Raw genomic sequence first — 15530 nt, forward strand, 5'->3', positions numbered from 1 at the left:
GAAGAAAATGCCGCCGCGGACGTGGATCGGACGCGTAATCGCGCCGAGGAAACGGAGAGTGTTCTATGGTCGATGTTCCATATGATGGGATCGCCGGCACTGCCATTCCGCCTGCCGAAGTGCCTGATGTCGAGCTCTACCACCCGAAGAGCTGGCTGACGCGGTATGTGTTTTCGCAGGACGCCAAGATCATCGCCATTCAGTACTCGCTGACCGCATCGGCCATTGGGCTCGTGGCCCTGGTGCTGTCGTGGCTGATGCGACTGCAACTGGGATTTCCCGGCACATTCTCCTTTATCGATGCCAACCAATATCTCCAGTTCATCACCATGCACGGCATGATCATGGTGATCTACCTGCTCACCGCACTGTTCCTTGGAGGCTTCGGCAACTACCTGATCCCGCTGATGGTCGGTGCGCGGGACATGGTCTTTCCCTATGTGAACATGCTGAGCTATTGGGTCTACCTGCTCGCAGTTCTGGTGCTGGCGTCGACCTTCTTCGTGCCCGGCGGCCCCACCGGCGCCGGCTGGACGCTGTATCCGCCACAGGCAATCCTTTCAGGAACGCCCGGACAGGATTGGGGCATCGTTCTGATGCTGGCCTCCTTGATCCTGTTCATCATCGGCTTCACGATGGGCGGACTGAACTATGTGGTGACCGTGCTCCAGGCACGCACCCGTGGCATGACCTTGATGCGTCTGCCCCTGACCGTTTGGGGCATCTTCACGGCGACCGTCATGGCGCTGCTGGCATTCCCTGCACTGTTCGTCGGCTCGGTGATGTTGCTGCTCGACCGTCTCTTGGGAACCAGTTTCTTCATGCCCGCCCTCATCGAGATGGGCCAGCTCAGCAAATACGGCGGCGGCAGTCCGCTCCTGTTTCAGCACCTGTTCTGGTTCTTCGGTCACCCTGAGGTCTACATCGTCGCCTTGCCGGCCTTCGGAATCGTCTCCGACCTGATCAGCACGCATGCGCGAAAGAACATCTTCGGCTATCGCATGATGGTCTGGGCGATCGTCGCGATCGGTGCACTCAGCTTCGTCGTGTGGGCGCACCACATGTATGTGAGCGGCATGTATCCTTATTTCGGGTACTTCTTCGCCACCACGACGCTCATCATCGCGATCCCCACTGCCATCAAGGTCTATAACTGGGTACTCACCCTGTGGCGTGGCGATATCCATCTCACCGTGCCGATGCTGTTCGCGCTCGGCTTCATCATCACCTTCGTGAACGGCGGACTGACCGGCCTGTTCCTCGGCAACGTCGTCGTGGATGTGCCCCTGTCCGACACCATGTTCGTCGTCGCGCATTTCCATATGGTGATGGGCGTTGCGCCAATCATGGTGGTGCTCGGGGCGATCTATCATTGGTATCCAAAGGTCACGGGGCGAATGCTGAACGCCGGCCTGGGGAAGTTTCATTTCTGGGTTACGTTCCTCGGCGCCTATCTGATCTTCTTCCCCATGCACTATCTCGGGCTGCTCGGCGTTCCACGCCGGTACTTCGAACTCGGCGACGCCGCGTTCATTCCGCCTTCGGCGCACTCGCTGAACGCCTTCATCACCGTGGTGGCCCTCACCGTGGGCTTCGCCCAGATGACGTTCCTGTTCAATTTGGTCTGGAGCCTGTTCGAGGGCGAGCCGTCGGGCGGTAATCCATGGCGAGCGACTTCGCTGGAATGGCAGACACCCGAGACGCCGCCAGGACACGGCAACTGGGGCAAGGAGCTCCCGATCGTCTATCGCTGGGCCTATGACTACAGCGTGCCGGGAGCCGCGCAGGACTTCATTCCGCAGAACCAGCCGCCCACGAACACGGGGGCCGTTCAAGGAGCCGCTTCGTGAGCGCCGTCATCCTGTTTCTCGGCGTGATCGCTGTCATCGCCGGATGGTGGCTCTCGCAGCAGAGGCTGACGTCGAAACCGTGGCTGGAGGAAGGTTCGATCCATGACTTCCCCGGCACGGGCGCAGTGACCTGGCCGGCGGCGAAGGTTGGACTTGGCGTGTTTCTCGCTGTCGCCGGCTGCCTGTTCACACTCTTCGTCAGCGCCTACTCCATGCGCATGACCCTGGTGGACTGGCGGGCAATGCCCGTGCCGAAAGTGCTGTGGTTCAACACGGGCGTGCTGGTCCTGAGTAGCGTCGCGCTGCACTGGGCGTACATCGCCGCGCGCCGAGGCGACATGGACGGCGTCATCGTCGGCCTGCTCGCCGGTGGCACGTCGGCGATCACCTTCCTCGCGGGGCAGCTGCTGGCGTGGCAACAACTTGGTGCCGCCGGCTATTTCGTGGCGTCCAATCCGGCCAATTCCTTCTTCTACATGATCACCGCGGTGCACGGGCTGCATCTGACCGGCGGCCTGGTGGCGCTCGGCCGGACCACGGCCAAGGTATGGCGACAAGACGCTATGACGGCAGAGATGCGTCTGAGCGTGGAGCTGTGCACCATCTACTGGCACTTCCTGCTGCTGGTCTGGCTGGTCCTGCTCGGCCTTCTGACGGGTTGGACCAACGATTTCGTCGACATCTGTCGTCAGTTGCTGAGCTAGGGAGGGCGAAACCGGATGGCGGAGACCATGCTGACCAATACAGCGCAAGGCGCTGGGCGACTTCCGGGCTGGCGGGGCATCGCCGCAGACTGGGCCTCGGATCAGCGCGCTTTCAAGAATGTGTCCTGGGGCAAGGCCATGATGTGGATCTTCCTCCTCAGCGACACCTTCATCTTCAGTTGCTTCCTGTTGTCCTACATGACCGCGCGCATGTCGACGACCGTGCCGTGGCCGAATCCCAGTGAAGTCTTCGCCCTCAATATCGGGGGCAAGCACATCCCGCTCATCCTGATCGCAATCATGACCTTCATCCTGATCAGCAGCAGCGGAACGATGGCGATGGCCGTTAATTTCGGCTACCGCCGCGATCGCGTGAGAACCGCAATCCTGATGCTGGTCACGGCGGCATTTGGCGCAACGTTCGTCGGCATGCAGGCCTTCGAATGGACCAAGCTGATCATGGAGGGCGTCCGTCCCTGGGGCAATCCGTGGGGCGCGGCGCAGTTCGGTTCGAGCTTCTTCATGATCACGGGCTTCCACGGCACCCACGTGACGATCGGCGTGATCTTCCTGATCGCGATCGCGCGAAAGGTCTGGCGGGGAGACTTCGATGTCGAGAGGCGTGGTTTTTTCACCAGCCGCAAGGGCTATTACGAGATCGTCGAGATCATGGGCCTGTACTGGCACTTCGTCGACCTCGTGTGGGTATTCATCTTCGCATTCTTCTATCTTTGGTGAGGTTGGCGCATGACAAACGCGACGGTACACATGGAAGGACAGCTCCACGCTCCGGCGCATGGCGCAGTCGCAACGGGAGCCGTTCACGCCAAGGGCCAACAGCACCCGATCAAGCTCTACCTCGTGGTCTGGGGCTGGTTGTTCGTCCTCAGCACGTGCTCCTACCTCGTCGACTATTTTGGCCTGCATGGCTATCTGAGGTGGTCGCTGATCCTGCTGTTCATGATGTTGAAGGCCGGCCTGATCGTCGCCGTCTTCATGCACATGGCCTGGGAGCGGCTGGCCCTGGCTTATGCCATCCTGGTGCCCCCGGTCGCCGTGCTGGTATTTGTGGCCATCATGATGCTCGAGTCCGAATATACGCACTTGCTTCGCGTGCTGTTCTTCGCGACTCCATCGTAGCACTCATGTGAATTCGCACCTCGCTCCACTGTCATGCCCCGCGAAGGCGGGGCATCCAGTACTCCGCGGCAGGAGTCGGTTTCTATAACATCCGCCGCGGAGTACTGGATCATCCGCCTGCCGCCTACGCTGAAGCTTCGGCGTGCCTGGGACTCAGCCCCGGCGAAGCCTTGGCGTAGCCGGGTCGCGGATGATGACAGCTAGACGTGTGGCAAGACCGGCCGTCTCTCCCCCGGTGCTACCCCTCGAACGCATCGATCGACGCCGTGCTCCCCCGCGAGACCAGCGTCTCGTCGTGCGTCGGCAACTGCTCGCCCTTGTCGCGGAAGCGGTTAGTGATGGGGTAGCGGCGGTCGCGGCCGAAATTCCTGGCCGTCACCTTCACGCCGGGCGCGGCCTGGCGGCGCTTGTATTCGGCGACGTTGAGCAGATGGTCGATGCGGATGACCGTGTCGCGGTCGAAGCCGGCGGCGATGATCCGGTCGAGCGGCTCCTCGCGTTCAACCAATCGCTCGAGGATCGCATCGAGCACGTCGTAGGGCGGCAGCGAGTCCTGATCGGTCTGGTTCTCGCGCAGCTCCGCCGTCGGCGGACGCGTGATGATATCAGGGGGGATGACCTCGCCCGCCGGCCCGAGCGCGCCGTCGGGCTTCCAGCTGTTGCGCAGCGCCGCCAAGCGAAACACCTGCGTCTTGTAGATGTCCTTGATCGGGTTGAAGCCGCCGTTCATGTCGCCGTAGAGCGTGGCGTAGCCGACCGACATCTCCGACTTGTTGCCCGTCGTCACCACCATCAGGCCGGTCTTGTTGGAGATCGCCATCAGCAGCGTGCCGCGGGTGCGGGCCTGAAGGTTTTCCTCGGTGATGTCAGGCGGCAGGTTCTTGAAGATGCCGGACAAGATGGTCTCGAACCCGGTCACAGCTTCCGCGATCGGCAAGACCTCGTAGCGGATGCCGAGATGGCCGGCGAGCTCGCCGGCGTCGGCGATCGAGTGTGCGGCGGTGTAGCGATAAGGCAGCATCACGCCGTGCACCTGGTCGGCGCCGAGCGCGTCAACCGCGATCGCGGCGCAGAGCGCGGAATCTATGCCGCCGGAAATGCCGAGCAGCACGCCGGGAAAGCCGTTCTTGGCGACGTAGTCGCGCAGACCCAGCACGCAGGCGGCGTAATCGGCCTTGTCGCCCTCGGGCTGCTCGGCGATCGGCCCCGTGCAGCGCCAGTCGTCGCCGTTTCTGGTGAAGCGGAGCGTGGTGACGTTTTCCTCGAACGCCGGCAGTTGCGCTGCGAGCGAGAGGTCGCCATTGAGCGCGAAGGACGCACCGTCGAACACCAGTTCGTCCTGGCCGCAAGTTTGGTTCAGATAGACCAGCGGCAGCCCGCTCTCGGTGACGCGCGCGACCGCGACCGACAGGCGTACGTCGTTCTTGTCGCGGGCGTAGGGCGAACCGTTCGGCACCAGGATGATCTCTGCGCCGGTCTCGGCCAGCGTCTCGACTACGTTCTCATAGTCCTCGGACTCCTCCAGCCAGATGTCCTCGCAGATCGGCACGCCGATGCGAACGCCCCGCACCGTGACGGGGCCGGCCGCAGGTCCCCGCGCAAACAACCGCTTCTCGTCGAACACGCCGTAGTTCGGCAGATTGCACTTGAAGCGAAGTGCGGCGATGCGGCCGCCGTCGAGCAGCGCGCAGGCATTGTAGAGCCTGCCGTCCTCGACCCAGGGCGTGCCGACCAGCATGGCCGGCCCGCCATCGGCGGTCTCACGGGCGAGCGCCTCGATCGCGGCGCGGCAGGCGGCCTGGAAGGCCGGCTTCTGCACGAGGTCCTCCGGCGGATAGCCGGAAATGAACAATTCCGGAAACAGCATGAGATCGGCGCCGTCGGCGGCCGCTTGGGCGCGCGCAGTGCGCACCTTCGCGGCATTGCCCTCGATGTCGCCCACGGTCGGATTGAGCTGGGCGAGCGTGACCGCGAATGCGTTGAGACGTTCGGTCATCGAGCGCTCGCTTTCACCTCTCCCGAAGGGAGAGGTCGAATTGCATCAGAGATGCAATTCGGGTGAGGGGTTAAGGTCTCTCGTGGGACCTCAGCCCCCTCACCCGATTTGCGCTCGACGATGCTGCGCATCGCGAGGCACAAATCGACCTCTCCCCGTTGGGGAGAGGTGAAGGAGCCTCGAACACCCACACTCAATGGATATTCTCCGAAGGCTAGACGAAACCCAGCCGCTCGACGATGGCGAAGATCCAGAACGCACCCGCCATCAGCAGCGCCACACCGACGGCAGCCGAGCCCATGTCCTTGACCCGGCCGATCTGCTTGTCGTGATCCATGGTCAGGCGGTCGGCGAGCTTCTCGATCGCGGTGTTGAGCAGCTCGACCGTCAGCACGAACGCGACCGCACAGACCAGCTCGACCGCGCGCATCGCCGTCGCGCCGATGAACCAGGCCAGCGGCAGCGACGCAAGGAGCGCAAAGATCTCCTCGCGGATGGCCTGCTCCGAGCGGAACGCAAAAGCCAGACCGTTGCGAGAATTGATCGTGGCCTTCCAGATTCGCAGCAAGGTCCTAGAGCCCCGCTGCGGCCGGCATCGGCTTGGTCTTGCCGGCGCGTTCCTGCTTCAGCAGCTCGGCGACCAGGAAGGCCATGTCGATGGATTGCTCGGCGTTGAGGCGGGGATCGCAGACCGTGTGGTAGCGGTCGTTGAGGTCCTCGTCCGTGATGGCGCGGGCGCCGCCGAGGCATTCGGTGACGTCCTTGCCGGTCATCTCCAGATGCACGCCGCCGGCATGGGTGCCTTCGGCGGCGTGGATCGCGAAAAACGACTTCACCTCGGACAGGATGCGGTCGAAGGGGCGCGTCTTGTAGCCCGACGTCGAAGTGATGGTGTTGCCGTGCATGGGGTCGCACGACCAGACCACCACCCTGCCCTCGCGCTGCACGGCGCGGATCATGTTCGGCAGATGCTCGCCGACCTTGTCGGAGCCGAAGCGGCCGATCAGCGTCAGCCGGCCCGGCTCGTTGTCGGGGTTGAGCACGTCGATCAGCTTCAGGAGCTCGTCGGGCTTCAGCGACGGGCCGCACTTCAGCCCGATCGGGTTCTTGATGCCCCGGAAATATTCGACATGGCCGTGATCGAGCTGACGGGTGCGATCGCCGATCCAGATCATGTGGCCCGAGGTCGCGTACCAGTCGCCGGTGGTGGAATCGACGCGGGTCATGGCCTGCTCGTAGCCGAGCAGCAGCGCCTCGTGGCTGGTGTAGAAATCGGTCGAGCGGAGTTCGGGATGGGCCTCGAGATCGAGGCCGCAGGCGCGCATGAAATTGAGCGCGTCCGAAATGCGGTCGGCCAATTCCTTGTAGCGGCGGGACTGCGGACTATCCTTGAGGAAGCCGAGCATCCATTGATGCACGCTGCCGAGATTGGCGTAGCCGCCGGTCGCGAACGCGCGCAGCAGGTTCAGCGTCGCGGCCGACTGGCGATAGGCCATCAGCTGGCGCTGCGGATCCGGCACGCGCGCTTCCTTGGTGAAGGCAATGTCGTTGACGATGTCGCCGCGATAGCTCGGCAGCTCGACACCGTTCAGCTTCTCGGTCGGCGACGAGCGCGGTTTTGCAAATTGGCCGGCGATGCGGCCGACCTTCACCACCGGCACCGCGCCGGCATAGGTCAAGACGACCGCCATCTGCAGCAGCACGCGGAAGAAGTCGCGGATGTTGTTGGCCCCGTGCTCGGCAAAGCTCTCAGCGCAGTCGCCGCCCTGGAGCAGGAAGGCCTCGCCGGCCGCAACGCGGGCGAGCGCTTTCTTCAGATTGCGCGCCTCGCCGGCGAACACCAGCGGCGGAAAGGTCGCAAGCTGCGCCTCGACGTCGGCCAGAGCCTTGGCGTCGGGATATTCGGGCACCTGTAGCACCGGCTTGCTGCGCCAGGACTCGGGCGTCCACCGCTCGGACATCGCAATCTCTCCGTGAAGCAAAAAGCACAACCTGATCTGTGGGTTGCGAGGGCCGCCTTATACACAGGCTGGCAAAGGACCGCCAGTTGTAAATCCGTTTCGCACTGCAAACCCTTGCGGGGAAAGCCAAATTCGCATTTGCTGGGGATGGCTAAGAAAACTGGCAGGACAGCTTCTGCCCATGGACGCGGCGCGCGACGACGTTTTCATCGACGAGATCAGCTTCCCGGCGACCGACGGGTATGCGCTGGCCGGCACCCTGTTCCTGCCGCGCGGCGCCAAGCGCCACGCCGTCCTGATCAATTCGGCCACCGCCGTGCCGCGAAAGATCTATCGCGGCTTTGCTTCCTATCTCGCCCATCGCGGCTGCGCGGTGCTCACTTACGACTATCGCGGCATCGGCGACTCCCGGCTGCCGGCGATGGTCGGCTACAACCAGCCGAAATCGCTGGTCGGCTTCAAGGCCTCGATGTCGGACTGGGCCGCGCTCGACGTCACCGCCGCCGTGCGCTGGATGCGCGAGCGTTACAACACCCTGCCCCTTGCCTATGTCGGCCATTCCTACGGCGGCCAGGCACTCGGGCTGATCGAGAACAACAGCGAGATCTCCCGCGCCGCCTTCGTCGCCTCGCAGGCCGCGACCTGGCGGCTGATGACCTCGCCGGAGAAATACCGCGTCTACGCCTTCATGAATTTTGTCGGCGTGCCGCTGGCCCATGCGTTCGGTTACGCGCCGGGCTGGGCCGGCATCGGCGAGGATTTGCCCAAGGGCGTCTTCCTGCAGTGGGCCGAGTGGGTCCGGAGCCCGCGCTATCTGTTCGATTCAAAGCTGCCGGCGCTGGATAATTTCGCGAAATTCAGGGGCGAGCTGCGCGCGCTCTGCTTCTCCGACGATCCCTGGGCGACGCGGCCTGCCGTCGAGCTGCTCACGGGCGGCTTCACCGCGATCAAGCCGGAGGTGTTGACGGTGAAGCCGTCCGACGTCGGCGCCAAGGCCATCGGCCATTTCGGCTTCTTCCGCCCCGAGCACCGCGACACGCTGTGGCGCGGCGTCGCGGAATGGATCCAGGGGGAGTGAGGCGCTAGCGAATGATCGTCGTGAGCGACGAGTAGCGCCTGTTCGGCCTGGCGTCGCCCGGGGCAAACTGTGCGAAGGCGTCGCTGACGCGGACCGCCGGCGGCGTGTCGCTCGCGAACCGAAACTCCTTCGGCCGCGGCGCGTAGAAGCTGGCGCGGTAATAGGCGTCGTCGAAGCGCGCCTCGCCGACGCCGAACACTGCGTCGCAGACGAACAGGAGCGCGTAGACTCCCGCAACCGCCACGACGATCTCCCTGAAGATTGACACGATGATGCCCTGCCCTATTGCGGGCAGGATGCAGGTCGGTTCCAAAGCTCTGGTTTAAGGCGCCGTGCTTCTTGTCGGGAGGGTTTGCGGCCGCTGAGCCGGATACAGACAATTTTATCGATCTCGAAAAAGAGCCCGCCTGACCGGACGATCAGGCGGGCCCAGGATTGGCCGATCGGGAGGTTATCAGACGGCCAGGTTCATCCACACCGCCTTGGGCTCGGTGAAATTGTCGATCGCGGCGGTGCCGTGCTCGCGGCCGAGGCCGGAGTCGCGCTCGCCGCCCCAGGGCAGGCGCACGTCGGTATAGCCATAGGTGTTCATCCAGACCGTGCCTGCCCGGGCCCGCTTGGCGAAGCGCTGAAGCTTGCCGATGTCGCGGCTCCAGACGCCGGCGGCGAGGCTGTAGGCCGTGCCATTGGCGATCCGCAGCGCGTCGGCCTCGTCCTTGAACTTGATGACGCTGACGACGGGGCCGAAGATCTCCTCCTGCGAGATCCGCATCTCGTGCTCAACATCCGCGAACACAGCGGGGCTGATGAAGTAACCGCGCTCGCCGACCCGCGTCCCGCCGGTGACGAGGCTCGCGCCCTCCTTCCGGCCGATATCGACATAGTCGAGGATCGACTTCATCTGCTTCTCGGAGATGACGGGTCCGAGCGCCGTCTTGCGATCGAGCGGATCGCCGATCCTGAGCGATTTCGCGCGGGCAGCCAGTCGCTCGACGACCTCGTCATAGGCCTTCTCCTGCACCAGCACCCGCGAGCCGGCCGAGCACACCTGGCCGGCATTGAAGAAGATGCCGGAGGCCGCGGCCTTGCTTGCGGCTTCGAGATCGGCATCGTCGAAAATGACATTGGCCGACTTGCCGCCAAGCTCGAGTGAGACGCGCTTGAAGTTGCCGGCCGCGCCCTTCATGATTCCGCGCCCCACGCCGGGCGAGCCGGTGAAGGTGACCTTGTCGACATCGGGGTGATTGACCAGCGCGTCGCCGACGACGCGCCCCGGACCCGTCACGACGTTAAAGACACCCGCCGGAAGTCCGGCTTCGAGCGCGAGCTCGGCGATGCGCAGCGCCGACAGCGAGGTCAGCTCGGCCGGCTTCATCACGACCGTGCAGCCGCAGGCGAGCGCCGGCGCGAGCTTCCACATCCCGATCATCAGCGGGAAATTCCACGGCACGATCGCCGCGACCACGCCGACCGGCTCGCGGACGGTGTAGGTCAGGGCATCGTCGCGCACCGGCACGACGTCGCCGCTGATCTTGTCGGCCCAGCCGGCGTAGTAGATCAGCGTGTCGACGGCGGCCGGAAAATCCTGGCGCATTGTTGCGGCGATGGGCTTGCCGGCATCGATCGACTCGAGCTCGATGATTTCTTCTGCGTTACGTTTGAGCAGATCCGCCCAGCGCAGCAGGATCTGGCCGCGCTCAGATGCCCGCATCGTCCGCCATGGGCCTTCGAACGCCCGGCGGGCAGCCGCGACGGCATGCTCGACATCGGCCTCGCCACCCTCGGCGACGGTGGCAATGACCTGCCCGGTGGCGGGATTGAGGGATTTGAAGGTGCGGCCGGAGCTGGCGGGAACGCGGCGGCCGTCGATGAGCAGATGCTGCGGCCGGGCCATGAACTCGGTCGCCGGCGAATGCGCAAAGTCATATGCAACTGACATCATATTTCCTCCTGTTCTGGTATACCAGACTAGGCGCCTATTGGCCGGAGTAAATATGATATGATCTGCAAATGGATGCCAAACATATGAAGCGTAGTTCATAAGGAAGGCCAATGCTTCAGATCGAGATCGAGGCCGTCTGGCGGTTTCGCCGCGAGGGCAGCCCGCGCACCGTCGCCGTCATGCTCGGCGTGCTCAACGAAATCCGGAAGACCGGGAAGATCACCAGCGCGGCCAGCGACGCGCACCTCTCCTATCGCCATGTCTGGAATCTGATCGAGCAATGGTCCGAGTTCTTCGGAACACCCCTTGTCGAGACCCAGCGCGGCAAGGGCTCGAAGCTCACCCCGTTCGGCGAGCGGCTGGTGTGGGCGGGCGAGCGCATGCAGGCGCGGCTCGGGCCGCAGCTCGAAAACCTGGCGCAGGAGCTCGCCAGCGAGATCAAGCCGTTCCTCGAGCAGCGCCCCGCGGTGATCCGCGTGCATGCGAGCCACGGTTTTGCGGTGGCAAAACTCCGCGAATTCCTCGACCGCGAGCCCGGCATCGGCGTCGATCTGCGCTACGTCAGCAACCAGCATTCGCTGGTCTCGCTGGCGCAGGGCGCCTGCGACCTCTCCGGCCTGCATCTGCCGCACGGCGCACTGCGCGCCCAGGGCATCAAGGCGGCGCGCGAATGGCTCGATCCGCGCGAGGACCGCATCATCAGTTTTGTGACGCGCGAGATGGGGCTGATGGTCGCGCGCGGCAATCCGCTGCGCATCGCCTCGCTTCACGACCTCACCAAACCAAAGGTCCGCTTCGTCAACCGCGACCATGATTCCGGTACGCGCCTGCTGTTCGATCAGTTGCTCGCCGCAAACAGCATCGACGAGAGCAGGATCAACGGCGCGCAGCAGATCGAGTTCACCCACGCCGCGGTCGCGGCCTATGTCGCAAGCGGCATGGCCGACGCGTGCTTCGGCGTCGAGGCCGCCGCGCGCCAGTTCGGCCTCGACTTCATCCGCATCCTCACCGAGGATTATTTCTTCGTCTGCAAGCGCGCCTTCCTCGATACCGCCCCGATGCAGCGCATCCTCGAAATCATCCGCAGCGCCGATTTTCGCGCCGCCGTCGCCACCCTGCCCGGCTACGTGCCGTCGGATACGGGCACCGTGACCGGCGTGAAAGCGTTCCTGGAGATGCATGCCGTGCGATGATGAAGGACTGCGCGCTCACCTTGTCCGCGGTGGGCAAGAGTGGCAATGTCATCAGGCAAAGTCCACGAGATCCCCGTCATGCCGCGCGCGAGCGCCAAACCGCTTCCCCAGTTGAGCCTTCGCATCGACCTCGACGGCGAGGACCGGATCGGACCTGGCAAGATCGAGCTGCTGGAGCAGATCCGCGAGCACGGCTCGATCTCGGCGGCCGGCCGGGCCATGGACATGTCCTACAAGCGGGCCTGGGATCTCGTCGACGAGATCAAGCGCATCTGCGGGCATGCCGTGGTCGAGCCGCAGGCCGGCGGCAAGAACGGCGGCGGCGCGATGCTGACTCCATTCGGCGAAAAACTCGTCGCGCGCTATCGCAAGATCGAACGCGACGCCGCGCGCGCCGTGCACAAGGAGCTGGAGGCGCTCAGGAGCGACATCGCCCGATCGCGCAAGTCGTGACGGCAGTTAATTCGGCCGCACCGCCACCTCGGGCATCGGCTGCGTCAAGGCTTCGCCGAGCAGGCTCTGCTCGGCCTCCGGGATCGAGAAGCGCACCTTGAAGCCGTCCTCGGTCTGCAGCGTGATGATGCGCTGGGACGTGTCGGTCGACTGCTCGATCGCCCAGGACGCCAGCGGATAGGCGTAGCGCAGGCTCTGGTCGCCGTAACGGGCCTTCAGCGCCGTCTCGAGCAGTCCGGGCAGCGTCATGATGAGGGCACCGACCTGGTTGAGCGAGACGCTGACGGCCGCGGGATTGCCCGTCACGTCCTCGAAGCCGAGCGAGATCGCGCCGCCGTCGGCCGCCACCTCGCAGGTCGTGAGCGATCTGACTTTGATTTCCATCGAGAACTCCGGACCGCAGTTCCGCTATATCCTATAAAATATAACGATACGTGCGATCGGGTCCAGCCGGTTCTTTTGGAACATCTCGAACCAGCGGCCACTCAGACCAGCGGCTCGTCCTTCAGCGCCGATACCACCTGCTCGCCGCGCTCGGTCAGGCGATAGGTCACCAGCGGCCGGCTCGATGGCGGCTTGCGGTCGATCTCGACGATGTAGCCGCGCACCATCAGCGCTTCGAAGCTGCCGTAATAGCCGAACATGCTGATCCGGTTCTGCCTGAGCAGCTTGAACTCGCGCAGGAGGCGGATCTCGTTGCCCGAGAGCAGCGAGCGGCGCACGCGCTGCACGAAGCGTGCGCGCTCCTCGAACCAGGCCTGATCGGGCAATTCGCGCGAAGCCGGCGCCGGGTCGCGCTCGCAGGGGCGAGCTTCCGGCTTGGCCTCGGCCATCACCCGCGGCAGGCACGGCATGCTGCCGATAACCGCTTCCCTGGCGACATCGAGCAAGGCGATCGGCCAGCGCCGCTTGTTGTCCACCATGACCGGCGGCGGCACGACGTTGTCGCGCACCAATTGCTCGAAGCGCCCGGCGGTCACGCCGACATAGGCGGCCGCCCGTCGGCGATCGACCAGACGGGTGTCCGGCCCGTGCTCAAGCTCGCAAGCGATGTTCTCGTTCACCCCGAAATCCCCTGGCGCCTCGTTGCGCACGGCATGGCGTCTTCCCGGCAGGGCCGGCCAAGCCGGCGGCGAACCTAGGGATGAGCAGCGCTCTCGAAAAGCAGAGAATTTCGTACATGTTGCTGCCGTTTCGGCAACGGCTATAGTCCCTCTCAAGGGGACCCATGCGATTTCATTCACCCGCCATCCAGTACTTCCACGCGGTCCGCCGCACCGGCTCGATCCGGGCCGCGGCGCGCGTCCTGAACGTTGCCTCCTCGGCCGTCAGCCGCCAGATTCTCAAGCTAGAGCAAGAGGTTGGATCACCCCTGTTCGAGCGCAACGCGCGCGGGCTGACGCTGACGACGGTCGGCGAGATGCTGGCCCGGCATGTCATGAACGTGCTCCAGGACCTCGACCGCTTCCGCTCGGACGTCGCCTCCCTCTCCGGCGCTTGGAGCGGCACCGTCAGCATCGCCTGCATCGAATCGCTGACGGAATCCGTGCTGCCTGACCTGATCGCGTCCCATCGCGGCCGCGCCCGTCGCGTCAGCTTCACCACCGAGGTGAAGGGATCGTCGGACGTGCTGGAGGCGCTGAGCCGGGGCGAAGCCGACATCGGCATTGCCATGGCGCTCCGCCATCCGCCGGACCTGCGGCAGGTCGCCTTGAAGCGGTTTCGCCTCGGCGCCGTGGTCGCCCGCGAGCATCCGCTGGCGCGCCGCAAGACGGTGACGCTGGAGCAATGCCTCGCCTTCCCCGTCATCAACGCGCTGCCGGAGCTGTCGATCTATCATCTGCTGCAGCCGCTGATCGCACAGCTCTCGGAGACGCCGGAGCCGGCGATCCAGGCCAACTCGATCGACTTGATGCGCGAGCTCGCCGCGCGCGGCGTCGGCGTCGCCTTCCAGACCCAGCTCGGCATCGGCCGGCTGTCGCGCGACAGCCAGCTCGTCTTCCTGCCGCTCGACAATGCAGGCAGCCCGGTCTGGTCCGATCTCGGCATCTATGTCCGCGCCGAGCGCACCCTGCCCGCCTACACCGAATCCTTCCTCCAGGAGCTGGTGCGCGAACTGGGCGAGCGCGAGCGGCGCGAGAACGCGGCCTATCCTCCGACGTCCTAGAGCATGATGTTTTTACACGGAAACATAGCCTGAGTTTTTGAAGTAGTTGGTGCACTCCTGCTCGGAGAAGAGATCGAGGAGTTCACCGACCTTTCGCCAGGTTGCTTCCACGTCACGAGGCTCTGCAGCTCGCATGAGGTGTTTGAGTTTGGCGAAGACCTGCTCGATCGGATTGAGGTCGGGGCTATATGGCGGCAAGAAGATGCGGTGGGCGCCTCTGGCGCGGATGGCTTGGCGAGCCGCTTTGCCCTTGTGGCTGCCAAGATTATCGAGGATGACGATCTCGCCCGGTGCGAGGGTGGGTGCCAACACCTTCTCGACGTATAGGGTGAAGAGCTCCCCGTTGATGGGGCCATCAATCACCCAAGGCGCGCTGATCCGATCGTGACGCAGCGCCGCGATGAAGGTCATGGTCTTCCAATGGCCGAAAGGTGCAGATGCTTGGAGGCGCTGCCCACAGGGTCCCCAGCCGCGCAGCGGTGCCATATTGGTTTTGATCCACGTCTCGTCGATAAAAACCAGCCGCGCGACGTCGATCCTGCCTTGATGTGCTTTCCAGCGGGTCCGCTTACGGGCGACGTCGGGGCGGTCCTGCTCGGCTGGTATAAGCGTTTTTTTTGAAGCTGAGCCCCTCGGTGTGAACAAAAGTCCACACCGCCCGCACGTCTGTCTTGATCCCGCGTGCAGCCAGCTCCTGCGTCAGCTTGCGCAAGGTGAATGGCCCCGAGCGAATGCGTTTGCGCAGCCAGTCGGCGTTGGCATCCGACAGAACCCGCTTCTTGTGGCCGCCGATTTGGCCAGGCGACAGGCCCCCGGTATCCCGTCTCAGATTCTTCCACTTCGTCACGCAGGAGGGGCTGATCTGTAGCGCCTCTGCAATCGAACGAACCGTTTCGCCCGCGTCAGCTCGCGCTAAAGCCCGCTCCCGGATGTCTTCCGAATAGGGTCGCGTCATCCATGCTGGCCTCCGCCCTCCAGCATGGAGGTTGAATCAGAAATCGCTCCCGGTGGGAATCCCGATTCCAGTCAAAAACAACATGCTCTAG

At 64.2% G+C, this 15530-nt stretch carries 16 protein-coding genes; 8 read left to right on the forward strand and 8 right to left on the reverse strand.

Translation table 11 applies throughout. The annotated features are described in order from the left end of the window. Window positions 1-65: 65 nt before the first annotated feature. The 4 genes from JQ592_RS13465 to JQ592_RS13480 are packed head-to-tail and all read left to right on the forward strand — an operon-like array spanning window position 66 to window position 3694. Window positions 66-1850 carry a cbb3-type cytochrome c oxidase subunit I gene (locus JQ592_RS13465; protein ID WP_211403325.1) on the forward strand — a complete coding sequence of 595 codons (1785 nt, stop codon included), beginning with the start codon at window positions 66-68 and terminating at the stop codon, window positions 1848-1850. Then, the gene (locus JQ592_RS13470; protein WP_211403326.1) at window positions 1847-2554 is read left to right on the forward strand and encodes a cytochrome c oxidase subunit 3; all 708 of its coding nucleotides are present in this window, start codon (window positions 1847-1849) and stop codon (window positions 2552-2554) included. Before JQ592_RS13465 ends, JQ592_RS13470 begins: the two co-directional genes overlap by 4 nt. 15 nt (window positions 2555-2569) lie before the next feature. Then, window positions 2570-3292: a heme-copper oxidase subunit III family protein gene (locus JQ592_RS13475; protein ID WP_211403327.1), complete on the forward strand. Its 723-nt coding sequence runs from the start codon at window positions 2570-2572 to the stop codon at window positions 3290-3292. 9 nt (window positions 3293-3301) lie between these two features. Beyond that, window positions 3302-3694 (forward strand): cytochrome C oxidase subunit IV family protein, encoded by a 393-nt coding sequence (locus tag JQ592_RS13480; RefSeq protein ID WP_211403328.1) that lies wholly within the window; start codon window positions 3302-3304, stop codon window positions 3692-3694. A gap of 238 nt (window positions 3695-3932) precedes the next feature. Here JQ592_RS13480 and JQ592_RS13485 read toward each other — a convergent pair whose 3' ends face one another. The 3 genes from JQ592_RS13485 to JQ592_RS13495 all read right to left on the reverse strand — a co-directional run bounded on the left by JQ592_RS13485 (window position 3933) and on the right by JQ592_RS13495 (window position 7651). Continuing rightward, complete coding sequence (locus JQ592_RS13485) at window positions 3933-5690, reverse strand: NAD+ synthase (protein ID WP_211403329.1); 1758 nt, start codon at window positions 5688-5690, stop codon at window positions 3933-3935. Window positions 5691-5904: 214 nt separating this feature from the next. Then, entirely contained in the window at window positions 5905-6258 is a 354-nt protein-coding gene (locus tag JQ592_RS13490; RefSeq protein WP_211403330.1) for a diacylglycerol kinase, read from the reverse strand. 4 nt (window positions 6259-6262) lie between these two features. Next, window positions 6263-7651: a class II 3-deoxy-7-phosphoheptulonate synthase gene (locus JQ592_RS13495; RefSeq protein WP_211403331.1), complete on the reverse strand. Its 1389-nt coding sequence runs from the start codon at window positions 7649-7651 to the stop codon at window positions 6263-6265. Window positions 7652-7832: 181 nt separating this feature from the next. Between JQ592_RS13495 and JQ592_RS13500 the strand changes: the two genes are divergently transcribed. Beyond that, on the forward strand, window positions 7833-8729 hold the full coding sequence (locus tag JQ592_RS13500) for an alpha/beta hydrolase family protein (RefSeq protein ID WP_211403332.1): 897 nt from the start codon (window positions 7833-7835) through the stop codon (window positions 8727-8729). Window positions 8730-8733: 4 nt separating this feature from the next. Here JQ592_RS13500 and JQ592_RS13505 read toward each other — a convergent pair whose 3' ends face one another. Beyond that, window positions 8734-8997 (reverse strand): hypothetical protein, encoded by a 264-nt coding sequence (locus JQ592_RS13505; protein ID WP_211403333.1) that lies wholly within the window; start codon window positions 8995-8997, stop codon window positions 8734-8736. A 186-nt stretch (window positions 8998-9183) separates the two neighbouring features. Continuing rightward, window positions 9184-10668: an aldehyde dehydrogenase family protein gene (locus tag JQ592_RS13510; protein ID WP_211403334.1), complete on the reverse strand. Its 1485-nt coding sequence runs from the start codon at window positions 10666-10668 to the stop codon at window positions 9184-9186. A 113-nt stretch (window positions 10669-10781) separates the two neighbouring features. Here JQ592_RS13510 and JQ592_RS13515 point away from each other — a divergent pair, with 113 nt between their 5' ends. Together JQ592_RS13515 and JQ592_RS13520 are read left to right on the forward strand one after the other, a co-directional pair. Next, on the forward strand, window positions 10782-11864 hold the full coding sequence (locus tag JQ592_RS13515; protein ID WP_211403335.1) for a substrate-binding domain-containing protein: 1083 nt from the start codon (window positions 10782-10784) through the stop codon (window positions 11862-11864). Window positions 11865-11942: 78 nt separating this feature from the next. Continuing rightward, entirely contained in the window at window positions 11943-12317 is a 375-nt protein-coding gene (locus tag JQ592_RS13520) for a winged helix-turn-helix domain-containing protein (RefSeq protein ID WP_211403352.1), read from the forward strand. Between the two features lie 6 nt (window positions 12318-12323). On the opposite strand, the gene JQ592_RS13525 is transcribed toward JQ592_RS13520, so the two are convergent. After that, window positions 12324-12701 (reverse strand): hypothetical protein, encoded by a 378-nt coding sequence (locus tag JQ592_RS13525; RefSeq protein WP_211403336.1) that lies wholly within the window; start codon window positions 12699-12701, stop codon window positions 12324-12326. 101 nt (window positions 12702-12802) lie between these two features. Further along, a complete protein-coding gene (locus tag JQ592_RS13530) occupies window positions 12803-13381 on the reverse strand; it encodes a hypothetical protein (protein WP_211403337.1) in 579 nt (192 codons plus the stop codon). 164 nt (window positions 13382-13545) lie between these two features. Between JQ592_RS13530 and JQ592_RS13535 the strand changes: the two genes are divergently transcribed. After that, window positions 13546-14484, forward strand: a complete 939-nt coding sequence (locus JQ592_RS13535) for a LysR family transcriptional regulator (RefSeq protein ID WP_211403338.1) — start codon at window positions 13546-13548, stop codon at window positions 14482-14484. Window positions 14485-14496: 12 nt separating this feature from the next. On the opposite strand, the gene JQ592_RS13540 is transcribed toward JQ592_RS13535, so the two are convergent. Continuing rightward, window positions 14497-15439, reverse strand: a protein-coding gene (locus JQ592_RS13540) for an IS630 family transposase (protein ID WP_211403339.1) whose coding sequence is annotated in 2 segments (ribosomal slippage) — window positions 14497-15102 and window positions 15104-15439 — 942 coding nt in all. Because the reading frame shifts where the segments join, the coding sequence is not laid out codon by codon here. Window positions 15440-15530 lie beyond the last annotated feature (91 nt).

It is taken from the genome of Bradyrhizobium iriomotense (assembly GCF_018129405.1).
Classification (GTDB): Bacteria; Pseudomonadota; Alphaproteobacteria; order Rhizobiales; family Xanthobacteraceae; genus Bradyrhizobium; species Bradyrhizobium iriomotense_B.

What these genes read in the sequence shown, in the direction of transcription:
- JQ592_RS13495 (WP_211403331.1), bottom strand. Translation starts at nt 7,651, where the DNA reads ATGTCCGAGCGGTGGACGCCCGAGTCCTGGCGCAGCAAGCCGGTGCTA.
- JQ592_RS13500 (WP_211403332.1), top strand. Translation starts at nt 7,833, where the DNA reads ATGGACGCGGCGCGCGACGACGTTTTCATCGACGAGATCAGCTTCCCG.
- JQ592_RS13510 (WP_211403334.1), bottom strand. Translation starts at nt 10,668, where the DNA reads ATGTCAGTTGCATATGACTTTGCGCATTCGCCGGCGACCGAGTTCATG.
- JQ592_RS13485 (WP_211403329.1), bottom strand. Translation starts at nt 5,690, where the DNA reads ATGACCGAACGTCTCAACGCATTCGCGGTCACGCTCGCCCAGCTCAAT.
- JQ592_RS13520 (WP_211403352.1), top strand. Translation starts at nt 11,943, where the DNA reads ATGCCGCGCGCGAGCGCCAAACCGCTTCCCCAGTTGAGCCTTCGCATC.
- JQ592_RS13480 (WP_211403328.1), top strand. Translation starts at nt 3,302, where the DNA reads ATGACAAACGCGACGGTACACATGGAAGGACAGCTCCACGCTCCGGCG.
- JQ592_RS13475 (WP_211403327.1), top strand. Translation starts at nt 2,570, where the DNA reads ATGGCGGAGACCATGCTGACCAATACAGCGCAAGGCGCTGGGCGACTT.
- JQ592_RS13525 (WP_211403336.1), bottom strand. Translation starts at nt 12,701, where the DNA reads ATGGAAATCAAAGTCAGATCGCTCACGACCTGCGAGGTGGCGGCCGAC.
- JQ592_RS13535 (WP_211403338.1), top strand. Translation starts at nt 13,546, where the DNA reads ATGCGATTTCATTCACCCGCCATCCAGTACTTCCACGCGGTCCGCCGC.
- JQ592_RS13515 (WP_211403335.1), top strand. Translation starts at nt 10,782, where the DNA reads ATGCTTCAGATCGAGATCGAGGCCGTCTGGCGGTTTCGCCGCGAGGGC.
- JQ592_RS13465 (WP_211403325.1), top strand. Translation starts at nt 66, where the DNA reads ATGGTCGATGTTCCATATGATGGGATCGCCGGCACTGCCATTCCGCCT.